At 69.8% G+C, this 15451-nt stretch carries 15 protein-coding genes; 13 read left to right on the forward strand and 2 right to left on the reverse strand.

Annotation, left to right across the window (positions count from 1 at the left end; all coding sequences use genetic code 11):
• Nucleotides 1-37 precede the first annotated feature (37 nt).
• The gene (locus LQ326_RS31965) at nucleotides 38-3298 is read left to right on the forward strand and encodes a Tat pathway signal protein (RefSeq protein ID WP_234542538.1); all 3261 of its coding nucleotides are present in this window, start codon (nucleotides 38-40) and stop codon (nucleotides 3296-3298) included.
• Between the two features lie 49 nt (nucleotides 3299-3347).
• On the forward strand, nucleotides 3348-3560 hold the full coding sequence (locus LQ326_RS31970) for a hypothetical protein (protein WP_234542539.1): 213 nt from the start codon (nucleotides 3348-3350) through the stop codon (nucleotides 3558-3560).
• A gap of 103 nt (nucleotides 3561-3663) precedes the next feature.
• Here LQ326_RS31970 and LQ326_RS31975 read toward each other — a convergent pair whose 3' ends face one another.
• The gene (locus LQ326_RS31975) at nucleotides 3664-4140 is read right to left on the reverse strand and encodes an Rrf2 family transcriptional regulator (RefSeq protein WP_234542540.1); all 477 of its coding nucleotides are present in this window, start codon (nucleotides 4138-4140) and stop codon (nucleotides 3664-3666) included.
• 221 nt (nucleotides 4141-4361) lie between these two features.
• On the opposite strand from LQ326_RS31975, the gene LQ326_RS31980 reads away from it, so the two are divergent.
• Nucleotides 4362-4853 (forward strand): nuclear transport factor 2 family protein, encoded by a 492-nt coding sequence (locus LQ326_RS31980; protein ID WP_234542541.1) that lies wholly within the window; start codon nucleotides 4362-4364, stop codon nucleotides 4851-4853.
• 442 nt (nucleotides 4854-5295) lie between these two features.
• Here LQ326_RS31980 and LQ326_RS31985 read toward each other — a convergent pair whose 3' ends face one another.
• Nucleotides 5296-5886, reverse strand: a complete 591-nt coding sequence (locus tag LQ326_RS31985) for a CGNR zinc finger domain-containing protein (RefSeq protein WP_234542542.1) — start codon at nucleotides 5884-5886, stop codon at nucleotides 5296-5298.
• Between the two features lie 146 nt (nucleotides 5887-6032).
• Between LQ326_RS31985 and LQ326_RS31990 the strand changes: the two genes are divergently transcribed.
• The 10 genes from LQ326_RS31990 (at nucleotide 6033) to LQ326_RS32035 (ending at nucleotide 15391) form a co-directional block, all read left to right on the forward strand.
• The gene (locus LQ326_RS31990; protein ID WP_234542543.1) at nucleotides 6033-6497 is read left to right on the forward strand and encodes a VOC family protein; all 465 of its coding nucleotides are present in this window, start codon (nucleotides 6033-6035) and stop codon (nucleotides 6495-6497) included.
• Between the two features lie 284 nt (nucleotides 6498-6781).
• Nucleotides 6782-7702 carry a pyridoxamine 5'-phosphate oxidase family protein gene (locus tag LQ326_RS31995; RefSeq protein WP_234542544.1) on the forward strand — a complete coding sequence of 307 codons (921 nt, stop codon included), beginning with the start codon at nucleotides 6782-6784 and terminating at the stop codon, nucleotides 7700-7702.
• Nucleotides 7699-7902 (forward strand): ferredoxin, encoded by a 204-nt coding sequence (locus LQ326_RS32000; RefSeq protein WP_234542545.1) that lies wholly within the window; start codon nucleotides 7699-7701, stop codon nucleotides 7900-7902. Before LQ326_RS31995 ends, LQ326_RS32000 begins: the two co-directional genes overlap by 4 nt.
• Nucleotides 7899-8090 carry a hypothetical protein gene (locus LQ326_RS32005; protein WP_234542546.1) on the forward strand — a complete coding sequence of 64 codons (192 nt, stop codon included), beginning with the start codon at nucleotides 7899-7901 and terminating at the stop codon, nucleotides 8088-8090. Before LQ326_RS32000 ends, LQ326_RS32005 begins: the two co-directional genes overlap by 4 nt.
• Before the next feature lie 226 nt (nucleotides 8091-8316).
• The gene (locus LQ326_RS32010; RefSeq protein WP_234542547.1) at nucleotides 8317-9177 is read left to right on the forward strand and encodes an aldo/keto reductase; all 861 of its coding nucleotides are present in this window, start codon (nucleotides 8317-8319) and stop codon (nucleotides 9175-9177) included.
• 49 nt (nucleotides 9178-9226) lie between these two features.
• A complete protein-coding gene (locus tag LQ326_RS32015; RefSeq protein WP_234542548.1) occupies nucleotides 9227-10159 on the forward strand; it encodes an aldo/keto reductase in 933 nt (310 codons plus the stop codon).
• A 608-nt stretch (nucleotides 10160-10767) separates the two neighbouring features.
• Nucleotides 10768-11787 (forward strand): LacI family DNA-binding transcriptional regulator, encoded by a 1020-nt coding sequence (locus LQ326_RS32020; protein ID WP_234542549.1) that lies wholly within the window; start codon nucleotides 10768-10770, stop codon nucleotides 11785-11787.
• Nucleotides 11788-12336: 549 nt separating this feature from the next.
• On the forward strand, nucleotides 12337-13635 hold the full coding sequence (locus tag LQ326_RS32025) for an ABC transporter substrate-binding protein (RefSeq protein ID WP_234542550.1): 1299 nt from the start codon (nucleotides 12337-12339) through the stop codon (nucleotides 13633-13635).
• A complete protein-coding gene (locus LQ326_RS32030; RefSeq protein ID WP_234542551.1) occupies nucleotides 13632-14570 on the forward strand; it encodes a carbohydrate ABC transporter permease in 939 nt (312 codons plus the stop codon). The genes LQ326_RS32025 and LQ326_RS32030 overlap by 4 nt, the downstream gene beginning before the upstream one ends.
• Nucleotides 14567-15391: a carbohydrate ABC transporter permease gene (locus LQ326_RS32035; RefSeq protein WP_234542552.1), complete on the forward strand. Its 825-nt coding sequence runs from the start codon at nucleotides 14567-14569 to the stop codon at nucleotides 15389-15391. The genes LQ326_RS32030 and LQ326_RS32035 overlap by 4 nt, the downstream gene beginning before the upstream one ends.
• Nucleotides 15392-15451: the final 60 nt, after the last annotated feature.

A 15451-nucleotide genomic window follows, 5' to 3' on the forward strand; every position in this document is an offset into this window, starting at 1 on the left:
ACCATCGCCTCAACGTTCTTATTCCAGGGGGGAATTGATGGCGTATCCCGCGCCCGGCACCGGTTCCGGCACGTCGGCGAGACCCGGGCGGCTCACCGCCGTGACGGCCCTCGTCGTGTCCCTGCTCACCTCGCTGCTCACCCTCACCGCCGCCGGGTCCGCCCGCGCCGACGACCCGGTGTGCGCGCCGCTGGCCCTCGCGCCCTTCGGCGACCCCGGCGACGCCGTCGGCAGGGCTACCGTCCCGGCCCGGGAGAGCGCCTGCTTCACCGTCACCGCCCCGGCGGCGGGCCTGTACCTGGTGTCGCTGGACGACAGCCACAACAACGCGTACACCGAGATGTCCGCCGCGGACGGCACCCCGGTGGACTGCTACGACGAGCAGTTCTCCGAGCAGGGCCGCTGCCAGGTGCCCGCGGCCGGCGGCTACACCGTCACGGTCGTCAACAGCGACTGGGCCGACCCCGAGGACGCGCAGGTCACCGTCGTCCCGCTCGGCTCGGACACGCCGGGCTGCCTCGACTCCGCCGGCACCGGCTGGGACCTGCCCACGGTCACCCGGACCGCGGTGAGCCCGCTGGAGGCCGACTGCCAGGCCTTCGCGGGCAGCCCCGGCGAACGCGTCCTGCTCTCCCGGGACACCAAGGTCTACGGCGGCATGGTCGCCTGGATCACCGACGCGAGCGGCGCCCGGATCTGCCCGCGGATCACCGAGGACGACGAGGCCACCCTCAGCTGTGTGCTGCCCGGCACCGGCCCCTACCGGGTGATCTCCCAGGTGACCGGTGCGGACTTCCCCGCCGAGTACACGGTCAAGGTGCGCTCGCTGTCCGACCCGCAGGGCTGCCGGACCGCGTCCGTACGCCCCTTCGGGAAGCTCACGGACCTGGACTTCGGCGCCGACCCCTGCTTCAGGTTCACCGTCGACAAGGCCGCCGCCCTCCTGGTCCACGCGGTCGACGAGGACTCCGCGGACCCGGCCCTCGTCTTCGACGCGGCCGGGAAGATCGCCTGCCGGGAGACCGACCCCTGCCGGCTGCCGGGCGCGGGCACCTACACCGCCGTCCTCGACGCGTCGTACGCCTTCCAGGAGGTCCATGACGACCTGGTCGTCCTCGACCGCGCCTCCGCCGCCGGATGCGTGGCCACCGGGACCGGCGCGTACCGGGGCGAGCTGAGCACGGCCGGCCAGTACGACTGCCTGACGCTGGACGAGCCGCAGGGCGCCAGGATCGCCGCGCTCACCCCGCTCGCCGCCTCCGGCGTCGACGTCGACGTGCAGGTCTTCGACGCCGCCGGCACCGAGCAGTGCACCGCGACACAGCTGGCGGGCGGCGACTGCGCGCTGACCGGTACGGCCCCCTACCGGGCCCTGGTGCACACCGAGGACTCCGGAGCGGACGCGGTCGGCCCGTACACGATCGCCTTCCACCGCACCGACGCGGCCGGCGGCTGCCCGGTGCTGCCCGCCGGCAGTTTCACGGCCGACGGCGCGAAGGCCGCCCTCACCACCGGCGACGGCGTCTTCTCGCAGTGCCTGACCATCCCCGCCGACGCCCACACCGGCGCCGAGGTCTTCCAGCTGATCGCCACCTCGGGCGGCGTACCGGCACAGTTCTCGGTGCTGGACGCCACCGGCAAGAAGGTCTGCGACCGGTCCGCCACCACCAACGGCTGGACGGTGTGCGGGCTCACCCCGGGCCTGGCCCACACCGTGCTCGTCACCGGCCGGGACCAGACCGCCGCCTACACGCTGACCCGGCGCGACGTCAGCGCGAGCGCCTCGACGGCGGGCTGCGCGAAGACGGCGGCGACCAGGGTCGGCGGCCCGTCCCTGACCGCCGCGTACGCCGGACCCGGCACCCTGAACTGCCACCAGGTCACCACCGACGCCGCCACCGACGTCGTCCACGTCAACGTGCGGGACGCCCTGGGCACGGCGAACATCGCGGTGCTCGGCGGCGACGGCAGGAGCGAGTGCTCCTTCCGCAACAGCGCCTGCGCGGTCACCGGCTCCACCACCCACCAGGTCCTGGTGCAGACCCCGGTCTCCCTGAAGGCCGCACCCGAGTACCACCTGGACGCCCTGCGCATCGCGACCGCCGACGGCCCCGCGCCGGAGTGCACCCGGGTCCCGTCGGTGTCGTACGGCTACGGCCCGGTCACCGGCACCCTCGACGAGGCGCACAGCGCGGTCTGCGCGGTGCTGCCGACGGCCGGCCTCGACCGTTTCTCGGCCGACATCAAGGACACCGCCGGCGCGACCGCCACGGCCGTACCGACCCTGTACAACCCGGCGACCTGGCGCGACGGCTGCACCTACGCCATCGGCTCGGACGGCGCGGGCTACGACTGCGCCGTGCTCGGCTCGTCCTCGGCGGCCACCCCGACGGTGTTCGTGCTCAGCCTGCCCGAGACCGCGTCCCGCACCGCCTACAGCGCCCGGCTGGCCTGCCGGTCCACCCTCTGCGGGGCCGACAAGGTGAGCGTCGACGGGATCAGCCCGGCCACCGGGGTGAGCGGCACCAAGGTCAAGGTGACGGTCACCGGCACCGCGCTCGGTCCCAGCACCGAGGTACGGCTGAGCCTGGCCGGCCGGACCGTCTCCGCGAAGGCCGACTCGGTCGCCGCCGACAACCGCTCCGTGACGGCCACCCTGGACCTGACGGGTGTCACGGCCGGCACCTGGAACGTCGGCGTGTTCACCACGTGCTGCGAGTACCCGCGCGGCACCTTCACGGTGACCCAGCCCCAGCTGACCGGCACGGCCGCCCCGCAGATCACCGGCACGGCCAAGGTCGGCGCCAAGGTCACGGCGACGACCGGGAGCTGGTCGGCGGCCCCGGGCTCGTACACGTACCAGTGGCAGGCCGACGGCAAGGCGATCTCCGGGGCGACCGCCGCGTCGTACACCGTCCCGGCCGCCCTCCTCGGCAAGAAGCTCACCGCGACCGTGACGGCCCTGAAGAGCGGCTGGCTCAGCGGGACGGCGACCTCGGCCGCGGTGACGGTCGCCAAGGGGGACGCGCCGAAGGCGACCAGGGCGCCCACCGTCGGCGGCACGGCCAAGGTCGGGAAGAAGCTGACGGCGGCACACGGCACGTGGAGCCCTGCGGCGACCTCATACGCGTACCAGTGGTACGCGAACGGCAAGGCGATCAGCGGTGCCACCAAGTCCACGCTGACCCTGAAGGCGGCCCAGAAGGGCAAGAAGATCACCGTGAAGGTCACCGCCCACCGCACCGGTCACAAGGACGGCACGGCGACCAGCAAGCCGACGAAGACGGTCACCGGCTGACCGCGAGGTCACACCGCCGGGCGGGCGCGGCCGCCGCCTTTCGGTGAGGATGCCGTCCTCACCGAAAGGCGGCGCCGCCCGCGCGGCCACCTCCACAGACCTCTGCGGACCTCCGCGGGGTGCCCGGCCCAACGGCCCGACCCGCGGCCTCTTCAACGCGGTCAACGTCAACGCCCACGCCAAGGGCGGCCACTTCGGCCATGACGAGAACCCCGAGGCCTACGTCGGCGACGTCCGCGAGACCTTCCGAAAGGTGCGCTGAACGGGCGCGGGATCCCCGGCCTCGCCCTCCCCCGGGCGGGGCCGGGCCTCGTTGAAGCTCACGATCCCTCGGGATCGGCACACCTCGACGCCCGGGCTCGCTGTCAGGCAGGTCGCCCGTCGCGGGAGCGTGCGGCGGGAGCACCCGCAGCCCGGTCGATGGCCCGCAGCTCGTCGAGGCTGTCGGCGAGGGTGCGGTCTGCCAGCGCGGCCAGGACGGCCGCCTCGGTCTCGTCGGTGAGCCTGACGAAGTACTCGGCGGAGTGGTTGGTGACCAGGCACTCCCGCGGCCCCTCCGGCCGGGGGGCCCACAGCGGCTTGTCGCCCATGGCTGAGCGGTAGATCTCTTCCAGCGTGATCCGGTCCGCGGGCCGGCCCAGGCGGACACCCCCGCCGCGGCCCTTGATGGACGCGACGAGACCGTCCCGTACCAGCGGGACCATCAGCTTGCGCACCAGGCTCGGGTTGGTGTCCAGGCTCCTGGCGAGCTGGGTCGAGCTGAGGACGGGACTGCCCTCCTCCTCGCCATGCCCCAGCAGGAGCATGGCCTTCAGCGCACTGGAGAACCTCACGTCCAGCATGCCCGCACCCCTTCGTTCCAGCGCTCGGTCCAGGCGGTTCCTGGCGCACCCATATTAGCAACTATGAAAGTTGCACTTCCTCTCGAGAATATGTACTTTTCACACATGCATATTGCGTCGCCCCGGCAGCCGCCTGCACGAGGGCCCGGCACGCACGCGACCGGGCGGGGCCGTCCGCCGCGGATGCACAGACACCCACACGCAGGGAACCGGAGAACACCATGAGCACCGTCAACACCGTCAACACCGAGAGCGAGCTCAGGGAGATCGTTTCTCGTTACACCCGGGCCGCGGACCGGCGCGACGGCGAGGCGCTGGCAGAGCTCTACGAGGCCGACGCCGTCGTCGAGATCCACTACCGCGGCCCCGACGGGACGGAACTGCTCGGAACCCTCTCCGGGGGAGAGCAGATCGCGGCGGCCATGTCCACGGCCATGGCGCCGCACCCGCCCCTGGGCTGGAGCCACCACACCACCTACGACCACCTGGTCTCCATCGACGGCGACGAAGCCGGCATCGAAACCCAGTTCATCACCTTCGACGTGGCCGGAACCAGGAAGCCCGAGGGCGGATGGCCCGCCGGCACCTTCGGCGCCCAGGGCACCATCAAGCCGATCGAGTCCGGGTACTACCGCTTCACCTTCCGCCGGACCGACGGAGTGTGGCGCATCCGCCACCAGGACGTCATCCACGACATCCCCTACGTCTTCTGAACGTCTCCTGATCGCCCCGCGGCCACCGGCCGGCCGGCCGCGGGGCGATCCGCGCCCCGCGACGGCGGACACCGCTCGCCGCGTGCCCTTCGTCGAGGCGGATCTTCACCTACCCGAGCAGGAAACTCCCGATCACCTCGTTGAACCTGACCGGATCGTCCAGGCAGGGGAGACGACCGCCGCCCGGCAGGCGCAGAACCTCGCTCGTCGGACAGATCGCGCTCGTGCAGCCTCTGCCTTCCCCAGTCGAACATCATCGCGGCACCCTCCCACGGTCGGTTCGCAGTCCCTGACGTGTTGCGACCTGGCCAGGAGACGGTGAAGGCGGCAACCGGTCCGCTTGCCGCCTTCACCGATGCGGCGGTACGCGAAGATCTCCCGCTCGGCGACCCGGCGGGAGCCCCGGCTTGCCCGGCGAGGGCAACGGCAGGGGGACCACGGCCTACCGATCGGCATCAGGAACCGGGGCGCTCTTCTTGTGTCGCGTGTAGTGGCGGCGGGCCTTGGTGCGGTTCCCGCAGACGGCCATGGAGCACCAGCGGCGGCCGCCGCTCTTGGAGATGTCGTAGAAATGCAGGACGCACTCGGGGTTGGCGCACTTGCGGATGCGGCCGGGGTTCTCCTCCAGCAGCCGCAGGTAGGTGTCGGCCGCCTTCCAGGCCGGCAGCCAGCTGGGGGAATCGGTGTCGATGACGGTCTCGGGACCCTCGGGGCCGAGCCGGCGTCGGAGCCTGCCGTGCCGGAGGGTTTCGTTCAGCCCATCGACGGCCTGCCCGGAATCGGCCTTCCCGTCGAGGAGCGCGGCAAGCGCCGTGCGGGTGGCCAGGAGCGCGTCGAGGGTCTCCTGGTTGTGCGGTGCGGTGTCGGCGAGCCCCGCGGAGGAGAGCCAGATCCCCATCCCGCCGGGGTGCTCCAGCAGGTCGTGCTCACCACTCTCGTCGATCCAGCGGCTGTTGAGCAGGTCCAGCGGCAGCGGCTCACCGATGAGGGGGCGGGGGTCCGCGCCGATGGCGCGGCCTGGGTCACTGTTCATCAAGATGCCCTTTCGCCTCGTGAGGCCAGGATAACCGCTGACCCACGTTTTACCGGTTGACCCTGTTCGATGTAACCATTAACGTTCATTTCATCGGTTAGGTTCCATACGCCTTGCCCGGCTTCGCACAACGGAAGGCGTCCCGCATGTCCCCCTCCCTCGCCAACACCCCCCTGCAGACCGGCCACGTCGGCCTGAACGTCAACGACCTCGGCACGTCGCTGCCCTTCTACAGCCGCGTCCTCGGCTTCGAGACCATCGCCGAAGGCAAGGACGAGGCCCAGCGCTGGGCCTTCCTCGGCCGTGACGGCCGCCTCGTCCTGACCCTGTGGCAGCAGAGCAGCGCCGCGTTCGCCACCGGAACCGCGGGCCTGCACCACCTGTCCTTCCAGGTCGAATCCATCGACGACGTGAAGACCGCCGAGGCGGTCCTGCGGGAGCTCGGCGTCGACGTCATCCACGACGGCGTCGTCTCCCACGGCGAAGGCGCCGCGTCCGGCGGCATCTTCTTCACCGACCCCGACGGCATCCGCCTGGAGATCTACGCCCCCACCGGCGCGGAGAACGCCCCCGCCCCCACGGGAGCCGCTCCGACCTGCGGCTTCTTCTAAGCCCGTAGCAGGTTTCCGCCGGGCCGAGGGCGTCGTGCGGCTCGTCTTCCGCGAGTTGCCGGCGGTCGCCGGCGCTCCGCCTGACTCCCAGCTCCGCCCTGCTTCCGAAGCCGCACGACACCGCCCGCCGATCCGGCCGGACACAGGACACACGCCTCTGCGGCCCGGTACGTGACCGAGCCCGTCAAGGTCGCGGGCCGCCCATCGGACATTCCGGCCCCCGGGCCGCCGCTGCCCGGCGGCAGCCCGGGCCCGCCATCCACCGACCCGGAAAGGAGCCGGACATGGGTGCCTACCACCACGGCGAACGCATCGCGCAGGAACGAGCCGGCCTGCTGGACAACGCCGACTTCTCCTCCGCGGCCATCGGATCAGCGATCCCCGGCATCGCACGCGACTTCCTCGCCGAACAACCTGTGATCGTCATCGGCGGCACCGACGCCAACGGTGACGTCTGGGCCTCACAACTCACCGGCGAACCCGGATTCATCTCCGCCCCCGGCCCCACGTCCCTGGACATCGCCGCCGTGCCGCCACCCGGAGACCCGCTCCACGAACCACTCACCCGCCCCACCCACCTCGGCATGCTCGCCATGGAGTCCACCACCCGGCGACGCATGCGCATGAACGGCACCGCCCACCCCACCCCCGGCGGCCTCCACGTCACCCTCGACCAGGTCTACGCCAACTGCCCCAAATACATCCAGAAACGGGAGCCCACCAAGCGGCCCACCAGCCCCGCCGCCCCCCGCCACAGCCACGAACTCAGCGCCGGACAAGTCGCGTTCCTCACCACAGCGGACACCTTCTTCATCGCCACCGCCGACCAGGACGGCAACGCCGACGCCTCCCACCGCGGCGGCAACCCCGGCTTCCTCCAAACCCTCGGCCCGACACGACTCCGGTGGCCCGACTACGCCGGCAACGCCATGTTCAACACCCTTGGCAACCTCCAGGTCAACCCCCACGCCGGCCTCCTCGTCCCCGACTGGACCACCGGCACCCTCCTCCAGCTCACCGGCACCGCCACCGTCGACTGGAACCCCGACCACGCCGACGCCGTCCCCGGTGCCCAGCGCATCGTCGAATTCACCATCCACCACGTCGTCCAGACCGACCACGCCTCCCCTCTGAGCTGGAGCACCCCGCAGTACTCCCGCTTCAACCCACCCGCGCACCAGCCCGTCGAGGGAGGCACCGCATGAGCACCACCGTCAAGGTCACCGTCGACATGAACCTGTGCGAAAGCCACGGTCAATGCGTCTTCGCCGCCCCCGAAGTCTTCTCCTTCGACGACGACTACCTCGTCTACGACGCCGAACCCGACCGCGCCCGCCACGGCAAGGTCGTCAGGACCGCCGCCTCCTGCCCCGTCCGCGCCATCACCGTCGAAAAATCGCCGTGACCACCCCACCCCACAGCATCGTCGTCGGCGCCTCCCTCGCCGGACTCCGGGCCACCCAAGCCCTGCGCGCCGGCGGCCACCAAGGCCCTCTCACCCTCATCGGCGCCGTCACCGCGAACCGCGCCGCCCGCATCACCACCTACCGCACCCGACTCGCCGAACACCTCGCCACCCACACCAGCCCCTGACCCACCCAGCCGACACGGCACCTGCGCCCGGGCAGCTCTATTCATCCATTCCGCTTCTTAATGCCATGACGAACCGCTGTTGGACTTGTGAATCATCGATTCCTAGGCTCGCTCAGGCAGGCCTTCAGCGAGCGAAGACCCGCGCGGGGCGAGCACGCGAGACGAATTCGTGCGAGAAGGCCTCGGCCCCCTGTCTTCTGTCTTCCACATCCGGAGGAGACGTTCGATGAAGCAACGCACGATCGGCGGGCGGACGGTGTCGGCGATCGGACTCGGCGGCATGCCGATGTCCATCGAGGGCCGGCCGGACACCGGCAGATCGATCGCGACGATCCACGCCGCACTCGACGCCGGTGTCACGCTCATAGACACGGCGGACGCATATCACCGCGACGCCGGCGAGGTCGGACACAACGAGGAGCTCATCGCCCGGGCGCTGCGCGAGTACGGCCCGGGAGCGGGCGACGTGCTCGTCGCGACGAAGGGCGGTCATCTGCGGCCCGGCGACGGCAGTTGGACCGTGAACGGCGATCCGGCCCACCTCAAGCAGGCCGCCAAGGAGTCGGCCAGACGCCTGGGCGTCGAGGCGATCGGCCTCTACCAGTTCCACCGCCCCGATCCGCGCGTCCCGTACGCCGATTCCGTCGGTGCGATCCGTGACCTGCTCGACGAGGGCGTGATCCTCATGGCGGGCATCTCGAACGCGACCGTGCACCAGATCGACGAGGCGAACGAGATCCTGGGCGGCCGGCTCGCCTCGGTCCAGAACCAGTTCTCGCCCAGGTTCCGCTCAAGCCAGGGCGAGCTGGAACACTGCGCCGGACTCGGCATCGCGTTCCTGCCCTGGAGCCCGCTGGGCGGCATCGCCGCCGCGCCCGCGCTCTCGGCGCAGCACGCCGTCTTCCGGGAGGTCGCCGACGAGGTGGGCGTCAGCGTCTACCGGGTGACCCTGGCCTGGCAGCTCGCCCTCGCTCCCGTGGTGGTGCCGATCCCCGGGGCCTCTCGCCCCGAGAGCATCCGCGACTCGGCCGCCGCCACCGACGTCACGCTGACTCCCGAACAGATCTCCCGCCTGTCGGCGGCCTGAGACGCCCGGTACCGGCACCGCACACCGCTTACGGACAAGGAAACCCACCGTGAAGACCTTCAAGCTGCCCGGCACCGAGATGGTCGTCCCGAACATCGTGCTCGGCCTGATGCGCATCCAGGACAAGAGCGACGCGGAGGTACGAGAACTCCTCGCCGCCGCGATGGACGCCGGCATCACCTTCCTCGATCACGCCGACGTGTACGGCAGCGAACTGCACGGCTGCGAGCGCCGCTTCGCCGAGGCCATGCAGCTGAGCGCCTCGCAGCGCGAGAAGCTGATCATCCAGTCGAAGGCGGGCATCGTCCGCGAAGGCCCGTACTTCGACTTCTCCTACGAACACATCGTCGAGTCGGTGGACGGTTCGCTCAAGGCCCTTGGCACCGACTACCTCGACATCCTGCTCCTGCACCGTCCCGACGCGCTGGTCGAACCCGCGGAAGTGGCGCGGGCGTTCGACGAACTCGCGACGGCGGGCAAGGTGAGGGCCTTCGGCGTCTCGAACCACACGCCCCGCCAGATAGACCTGCTGAAGCGCCACGTCACGCAGCCGCTGGTGGCCAACCAGCTCCAGCTGTCGATCACCCACGCGCCGCTCGTCGCGCAGGGCGTCGCGGCCAACATGCAGGGCTTGGAGCAGTCGGTCAGCCGCGACGACGGTCTCCTCGACTACTGCCGACTGCACGACATCACCGTGCAGGCCTGGTCGCCGTTCCAGGCCGGGTTCTTCGACGGACCGTTCCTCGGCTCGGAGCGCCACCCCGAGCTCAACGCCGTCATCGACCGCCTGGCGGCGAAGTACGGTGTGCCCGCCCTCGCCATCGCGACCGCCTGGATCACCCGGCACCCCGCCCGGATGCAGGTCGTCATCGGTACCACCACCCCGCAGCGCGTCACGGACGCCGCCCTCGGATCGGACGTCCCGCTGACCCGCGCCGAGTGGTACGAACTGTTCCGCGCCGCGAACTACATCGTTCCCTGACCGCCCCGCCGAGAACGTGGCGAACCGCGGCGGAGAGTGTACGGGCGGCCACCGGAAGCGCCGCCGGCTGAAGAGCCGGCGGCGCACCTGCGGTGATCGCGAGTGAAGCGGGTCTGCCGTCCGCCGCTCGCTCAACCATGCGGCGCCGGCCTTCCCCGCCGGTCGGCATCCGCATGCGATGGGTCCGCTGCCTTCGGCAGGCAGTCCGCGGGCAACCCGAAGCAGCGGCTCGGGGCCGAGTGCAAGGTTCATTTCCAAGCAGGGCAGTGCGTTGAGTGTGCACTCCGCGGTGTCCTGATCGTTCTCCAGGGAATCCTCGGCGGCGTCTCGGGCAGTCGCAGCAGCCGAGCAGCCGAGCAGCCGAGCAGCCGAGCAGCCGAGCAGCCGAGGCGAGTCTCCCCCTCCGGCCCTCACAGAACCTGCCGCTCGCGCCTGCGCCCGCGCGTCTACGCAAGCGCATGTGCTCTTTGCGTTCCCGGCAAGGGACTCATGGTCAAAGATCCCTTGAGAAAGTTCAGCTCAAGCGCTTGCGCACGGCGAGCGGCTGGCTTACGTTCTGGTCGTCCGCCCCTCAGACGTCCGCGAACAGCGCAGCCGGGAGGCACCACATGACCGCCAGTCTCACCGATGTCGCGCAGGCGGTGGGTGTCTCTCCCTCCACGGTGTCGCGTGCACTGCGAGGCCGGACCGGCGTCTCCGACGAGGTGCGGGCACGGATCGCGGAGACCGCGGCCTCTCTCGGCTACGTGGCGTCACGCTCGGCGTCGAGTCTCGCCAGCGGGCGGACGTACACGGTCGGTGTGGTCGCCCCGTACCTCGGACGATGGTTCTTCGGCACCGTGCTCGACGCGGCGGAACGGGTTCTCAGTGCCGCCGGGTACGACGTACTGCTCTACAACCTCGGCTCGGCGGACGTTCGCAAGCGCTTCTTCACCAAGCTCCCGGTGCGCAAGCGAGTGGACGCCGTCCTCTCGCTCCTCATCCCCGACGAGGACGAAGCCGCCGCTCTGCGCTCACTGGACGTGCCGCTGGCGGCAGTCGTCGGTGCGGCCCGCCCCGGCTTCACGGTGGTGGGCATCGACGACCGGGCCGGGGCGGAGGCGGCCGTCCGCCATCTTGTCAACCTGGGGCACCGCAGGATCGGCATGATCGCCGGCAGCAGCGGGCCGCTGCACTGGACGACTCCCGTCGAGCGCCGGCTCGGCTATCTGAACGTACTGGACGAAAGCGGCATCACCTACGACGCCCAACTGGAAGTGGATGGTGAATACACGGTCGAGGGAGGTGAGCGGGCCATGAGCAGACTGCTGGCTGTCGCCAACCCTCCCACAGCGGTGTTCGCCCAGTCCGACGAGATGGCGATGGGAGCGCTGCGCGCCTTGCGACTGCACCGGCTCAGGGTGCCCGACGACATCTCGCTCGTCGGCTTCGACGATCACGAACTGTCGGCGGTGATCGGTCTCACGACCATCGCGCAGCCGGTCGCCGACCAGGGCGCAGAAGCGGCCCGGCTGCTCCTGAGCCGGCTCGACAACCCCGACGCGAAGGTGGCGGACCACATGCAAATGCCGACCAGGCTCGAACTACGCGACACCACTGCCCCGCCGCGCGTGGTGGCGCCGTCGTAGCCCGCGCGCCGGAGACTGCCGTGAGCGACCGCTTACCTGGACCGCAGGCGTCGCACAACACGGTGCACCGCACACCGGCTCTCATGTGCCCGTTCTCCACGAGCGCGCCGGGCACGTCTCTGCCGCATCTCTCGTAGCGCCCGCCACCCTGACCGGGTCGCACCACGAGATGGACAGCGCGGCATCGCCACGAATTCCACCTTGGAACTCGCCGCGCCGTAACTGCAACCTGCCCTTGCGGTCCCACGGTTCACGCCCTACCCGACCTCACGTACCGTTGCCGCCGATTTGGGCCGCAGCCGCCAGTGCGAGATGGCGCGCCGGTTGGTCGATCGATCCATCCGGCCGGGACATCGCCGCCCCTGTTCACCGGGCTCGGACAACCCTGCGAACTCACTGGCGCACCCCCTGATCTGAAACTTCCCACTGCACTGACAAGTGCCGTTCCTTACGCCAGAAGGAGTCGCCGCCATGTCTCGATTCAATTCTCACGAGGGCCGGCAAACGTCCGGGCCCTCCCGTCGATGGGTGCTGTCCGCTGCCGCAGGCATGGCTCTGACCGCTGCCTGCAGCGCCCCCGGAAACTCGTCGGTCGGGGCCGGCGCCAAGAGCGCGGCGGGCAAGGCGGTCAGCACGACGGCGCCGAAGGGTTCCGTCACCCTGAACCTCTACGTCGAGACCGGCTTCCCCCTGCCGGTGAAGCTTGCGGAGGAATTCCAGAAGCAGTACCCGAACGTCAAGGTCAAGATCCGCCAGGACCAGTTCGCCGTCATCACCCAGAACGCTCCGAGGGTCATGGCGAGCAGTGACGCGCCCGACCTGATCCGCATTCCTACCATCGTCGCGTCCGCCAAGGACGGCCTGCTGGCCGACCTTGACGGATATGCCCGGGCATACGGCTGGGACAAGTATTCCACCGGCCTGATCGACCAGATGAGAGTCAGCGACAAGGGCGTCCGCGGCAGCGGACCGCTGTACGCGCTGGGAATCGGCTACAACATCACCGGAATCTTCTACAACAAGACCCTGGCCGCCAAGATCGGCATGACGAATCCGCCCAGCACGGTGGCGGAACTCGAAAGTCTGCTGGCCAAGGCCAAGAAGGCCGGAATTCAGCCGATCGTGCAGTTCAATGACATCGGCGGCGTCAACTTCCCGTTCCAGGCTCTGCTCAACCAGTACGAGGACCCCTCGAAGATCGCGAACTGGGTGTTCGACAGACCCGGAGCCGATCTGGACACTCCGGCCACGGTCAAGGCCGCCGACAAGATCGCCTCCTGGGGAGCGAAGGGCTACTTCACCTCGGACGCCAACGCCCTGACCTACACCGACATGATGTCCCGGTTCGAGAAGGGCGGGGGCCTGTTCATGTTCAACGGTGACTGGGAATCGCAGAACCTCGCGAAGTCGATGGGCAAGAACGTCGGCTTCTTCCTCGCGCCGCCCGCCTCGGCCGGCGGCCGCCTGGTCGCCATGAGCGCGCCCGCCACGTACGCGATCCCGGCGAAGTCCAAGAACATCGCGACGGTGGCCTTCTTCCTGAACTGGGTCCACACCAACAGCAAGGCACGCAAGATCATCGTCGATGTCACCGGTTCCTCGCCCGGCGGCCCCACGGATCTGGCGCTGCCGGCCGTCGCCGACGGATCCGTGGTCGCGCAGACGCTGCAGGCCACGAACGATCTCGCCCAAAAGGGGGTCGCCGTGGACTTCACCGCCAACGCGACGGCCGGCATCTACGCCAACACCATCAAGCCGGAGCTGCAGAAACTCATCACCGGCCGCGAAACCGGAGCGGGCTTCGCGAAGAAGCTCCAGGCCGACTACGAGAAGGAGCTGTCGCAGTGACGCTCCTTTCCGACCGCACCGCCCTTTCCGGGCGACGGGACCCGGCGTCCCCTCGCCCGGGCCCCCGGCTCCGGGCGCGGCGCTGGGCGGGACTGCTCTTCGTGCTTCCGGCGCTGGTGCCGTACACAGTCTTCGTACTGCGCCCGCTGGTGGTGTCGGCGCAGTACTCGCTCTACGACTGGAACGGCATCGGAGCCGCCCGTTTCGTCGGAGTCGACAACTACCGTCGCGTCCTGACCTCCTCCGAACAGCTGACACCGATCCTCCACGCCTTCGAGCTGATCCTTTTCTTCACCGTGATCCCCGTGTGCCTGGGGCTGGTCACCGCGGCCCTGCTGCACGGCCTGCCGAACGGGCCGCTGGCCACGACGGCGCGCGTGGTGCTGTTCATACCGCAGGTCATTCCCCTGGTGGCCGCGGCACTCGCGTGGAGCTGGGTCTACTCCAGCGACGGAGTGCTGAACCAGTTTCTGCGGACGATCGGGCTGGGCAGCTGGTCAAGGGCCTGGCTCGGAGACTTCACCTGGGCCTTCACCGCCGTCGGTCTCGTCGGCTCATGGGTCTCCCTCGGGCTGTGCACGCTGCTCCTGATCACAGGCATCAACAAGATCGACCCCACCCTGTACGACGCGGCCAGGATCGACGGCGCCGGCCCTGTCCAGGAGTTCATGGCCGTCACCCTTCCCGGCCTTCGCCGCGAGATCGGCGTCTGCGTCACCGTCACGGTGATCGCCGCCCTCGCCAGTTTCGACATCGTCTACGTGACCACGCAGGGCGGCCCCGGCACCCAGACACTCGTCCCCGGCCTGCAGATCTTTCAGCTCGCGTTCACCCAGCGGGAGGTCGGGCTGGCGTCGGCCACCGCCATCGTCCTCATGGTGCTCGTCCTCCTCGTGGTCACCCCCCTGCAACGCATCTCCCGAGGCGCAGAATGAACCATCGCGTTCCTCAGCTCATCGCCGGGCGGGTCATGCTCGTGCTGTTCATGGCGGCGACGGCCATCCCGTTCCTGTCACTGTTCACCACGGCACTGGCGCCACAGAACACCACGCCCCACGGCATCAGCTGGCCGTCCCACCCGCACTGGCACAACTTCGTCGACGCCTTCCACGCAGCCGATCTGATGCCGCTGCTGGGCTCCAGTCTCCTCATCGTGCTGGGCGTCGTCCCTGTCGCCCTGGCGCTCGCCGCCGCGGCCGGCTACGGCTTGGCCGTGCTGGGATTCCCCGGCGCCCGCATCGTCTTCGGTCTCCTGCTGGTGGGCCTCACCGTTCCCACCGAGTCGCTGATCACACCGCTGTACTACCAGCTGGAGTCGATGGGACTGCTGAACACGCGATGGGCGCTCGTCCTCCCGCTCATGGGGCTGTTCATGCCCTTCAGCGTGGTCTGGATGCGCACCTTCTACCTGTCACTGCCGAAGGAGCTCACCGAGGCGGCGTCGGTGGACGGGGCAGGACCGTGGACCGTCTTCCGCCGCGTCCACCTCCCGCTGGCCAGACCGGCCCTCTCCTCCCTGGCGATCCTGCTGTTCCTGTGGACGTGGAACCAGTTCCTCCTCGCCATCGCCCTGATCGACGATCCCGCGAAGCGCACCGTCGCCGGAGCCCTCGGCGCCTTCCAGGGGCACTACGGCACCAACGTGGTGCTCCTGTCCGCCGGTTCGCTGCTGATCATGCTTCCGGCGGTCCTCGTCTTCGTGATCTTCCAGCGGCACTTCGTCACGGCTCTCCTGCAAGGAGCCGTGAAGGGATGACCACGGCGTTCCGCGAACGCCGCGGAAGACCCTGGCCGCAGCTCCGTACGACCGCCTGCG

Source organism: Streptomyces shenzhenensis, from assembly GCF_021462265.1.
Lineage (GTDB): Bacteria > Actinomycetota > Actinomycetes > Streptomycetales > Streptomycetaceae > Streptomyces > Streptomyces shenzhenensis.

Bases quoted from the DNA above. Each gene is read 5' to 3' on its own strand.
- LQ326_RS31965 (WP_234542538.1), top strand. From the start codon at position 38: ATGGCGTATCCCGCGCCCGGCACCGGTTCCGGCACGTCGGCGAGACCC.
- LQ326_RS31970 (WP_234542539.1), top strand. From the start codon at position 3,348: ATGCCGTCCTCACCGAAAGGCGGCGCCGCCCGCGCGGCCACCTCCACA.
- LQ326_RS31975 (WP_234542540.1), bottom strand. From the start codon at position 4,140: ATGCTGGACGTGAGGTTCTCCAGTGCGCTGAAGGCCATGCTCCTGCTG.
- LQ326_RS31980 (WP_234542541.1), top strand. From the start codon at position 4,362: ATGAGCACCGTCAACACCGTCAACACCGAGAGCGAGCTCAGGGAGATC.
- LQ326_RS31985 (WP_234542542.1), bottom strand. From the start codon at position 5,886: ATGAACAGTGACCCAGGCCGCGCCATCGGCGCGGACCCCCGCCCCCTC.
- LQ326_RS31990 (WP_234542543.1), top strand. From the start codon at position 6,033: ATGTCCCCCTCCCTCGCCAACACCCCCCTGCAGACCGGCCACGTCGGC.
- LQ326_RS31995 (WP_234542544.1), top strand. From the start codon at position 6,782: ATGGGTGCCTACCACCACGGCGAACGCATCGCGCAGGAACGAGCCGGC.
- LQ326_RS32000 (WP_234542545.1), top strand. From the start codon at position 7,699: ATGAGCACCACCGTCAAGGTCACCGTCGACATGAACCTGTGCGAAAGC.
- LQ326_RS32010 (WP_234542547.1), top strand. From the start codon at position 8,317: ATGAAGCAACGCACGATCGGCGGGCGGACGGTGTCGGCGATCGGACTC.
- LQ326_RS32020 (WP_234542549.1), top strand. From the start codon at position 10,768: ATGACCGCCAGTCTCACCGATGTCGCGCAGGCGGTGGGTGTCTCTCCC.
- LQ326_RS32025 (WP_234542550.1), top strand. From the start codon at position 12,337: ATGGCTCTGACCGCTGCCTGCAGCGCCCCCGGAAACTCGTCGGTCGGG.
- LQ326_RS32035 (WP_234542552.1), top strand. From the start codon at position 14,567: ATGAACCATCGCGTTCCTCAGCTCATCGCCGGGCGGGTCATGCTCGTG.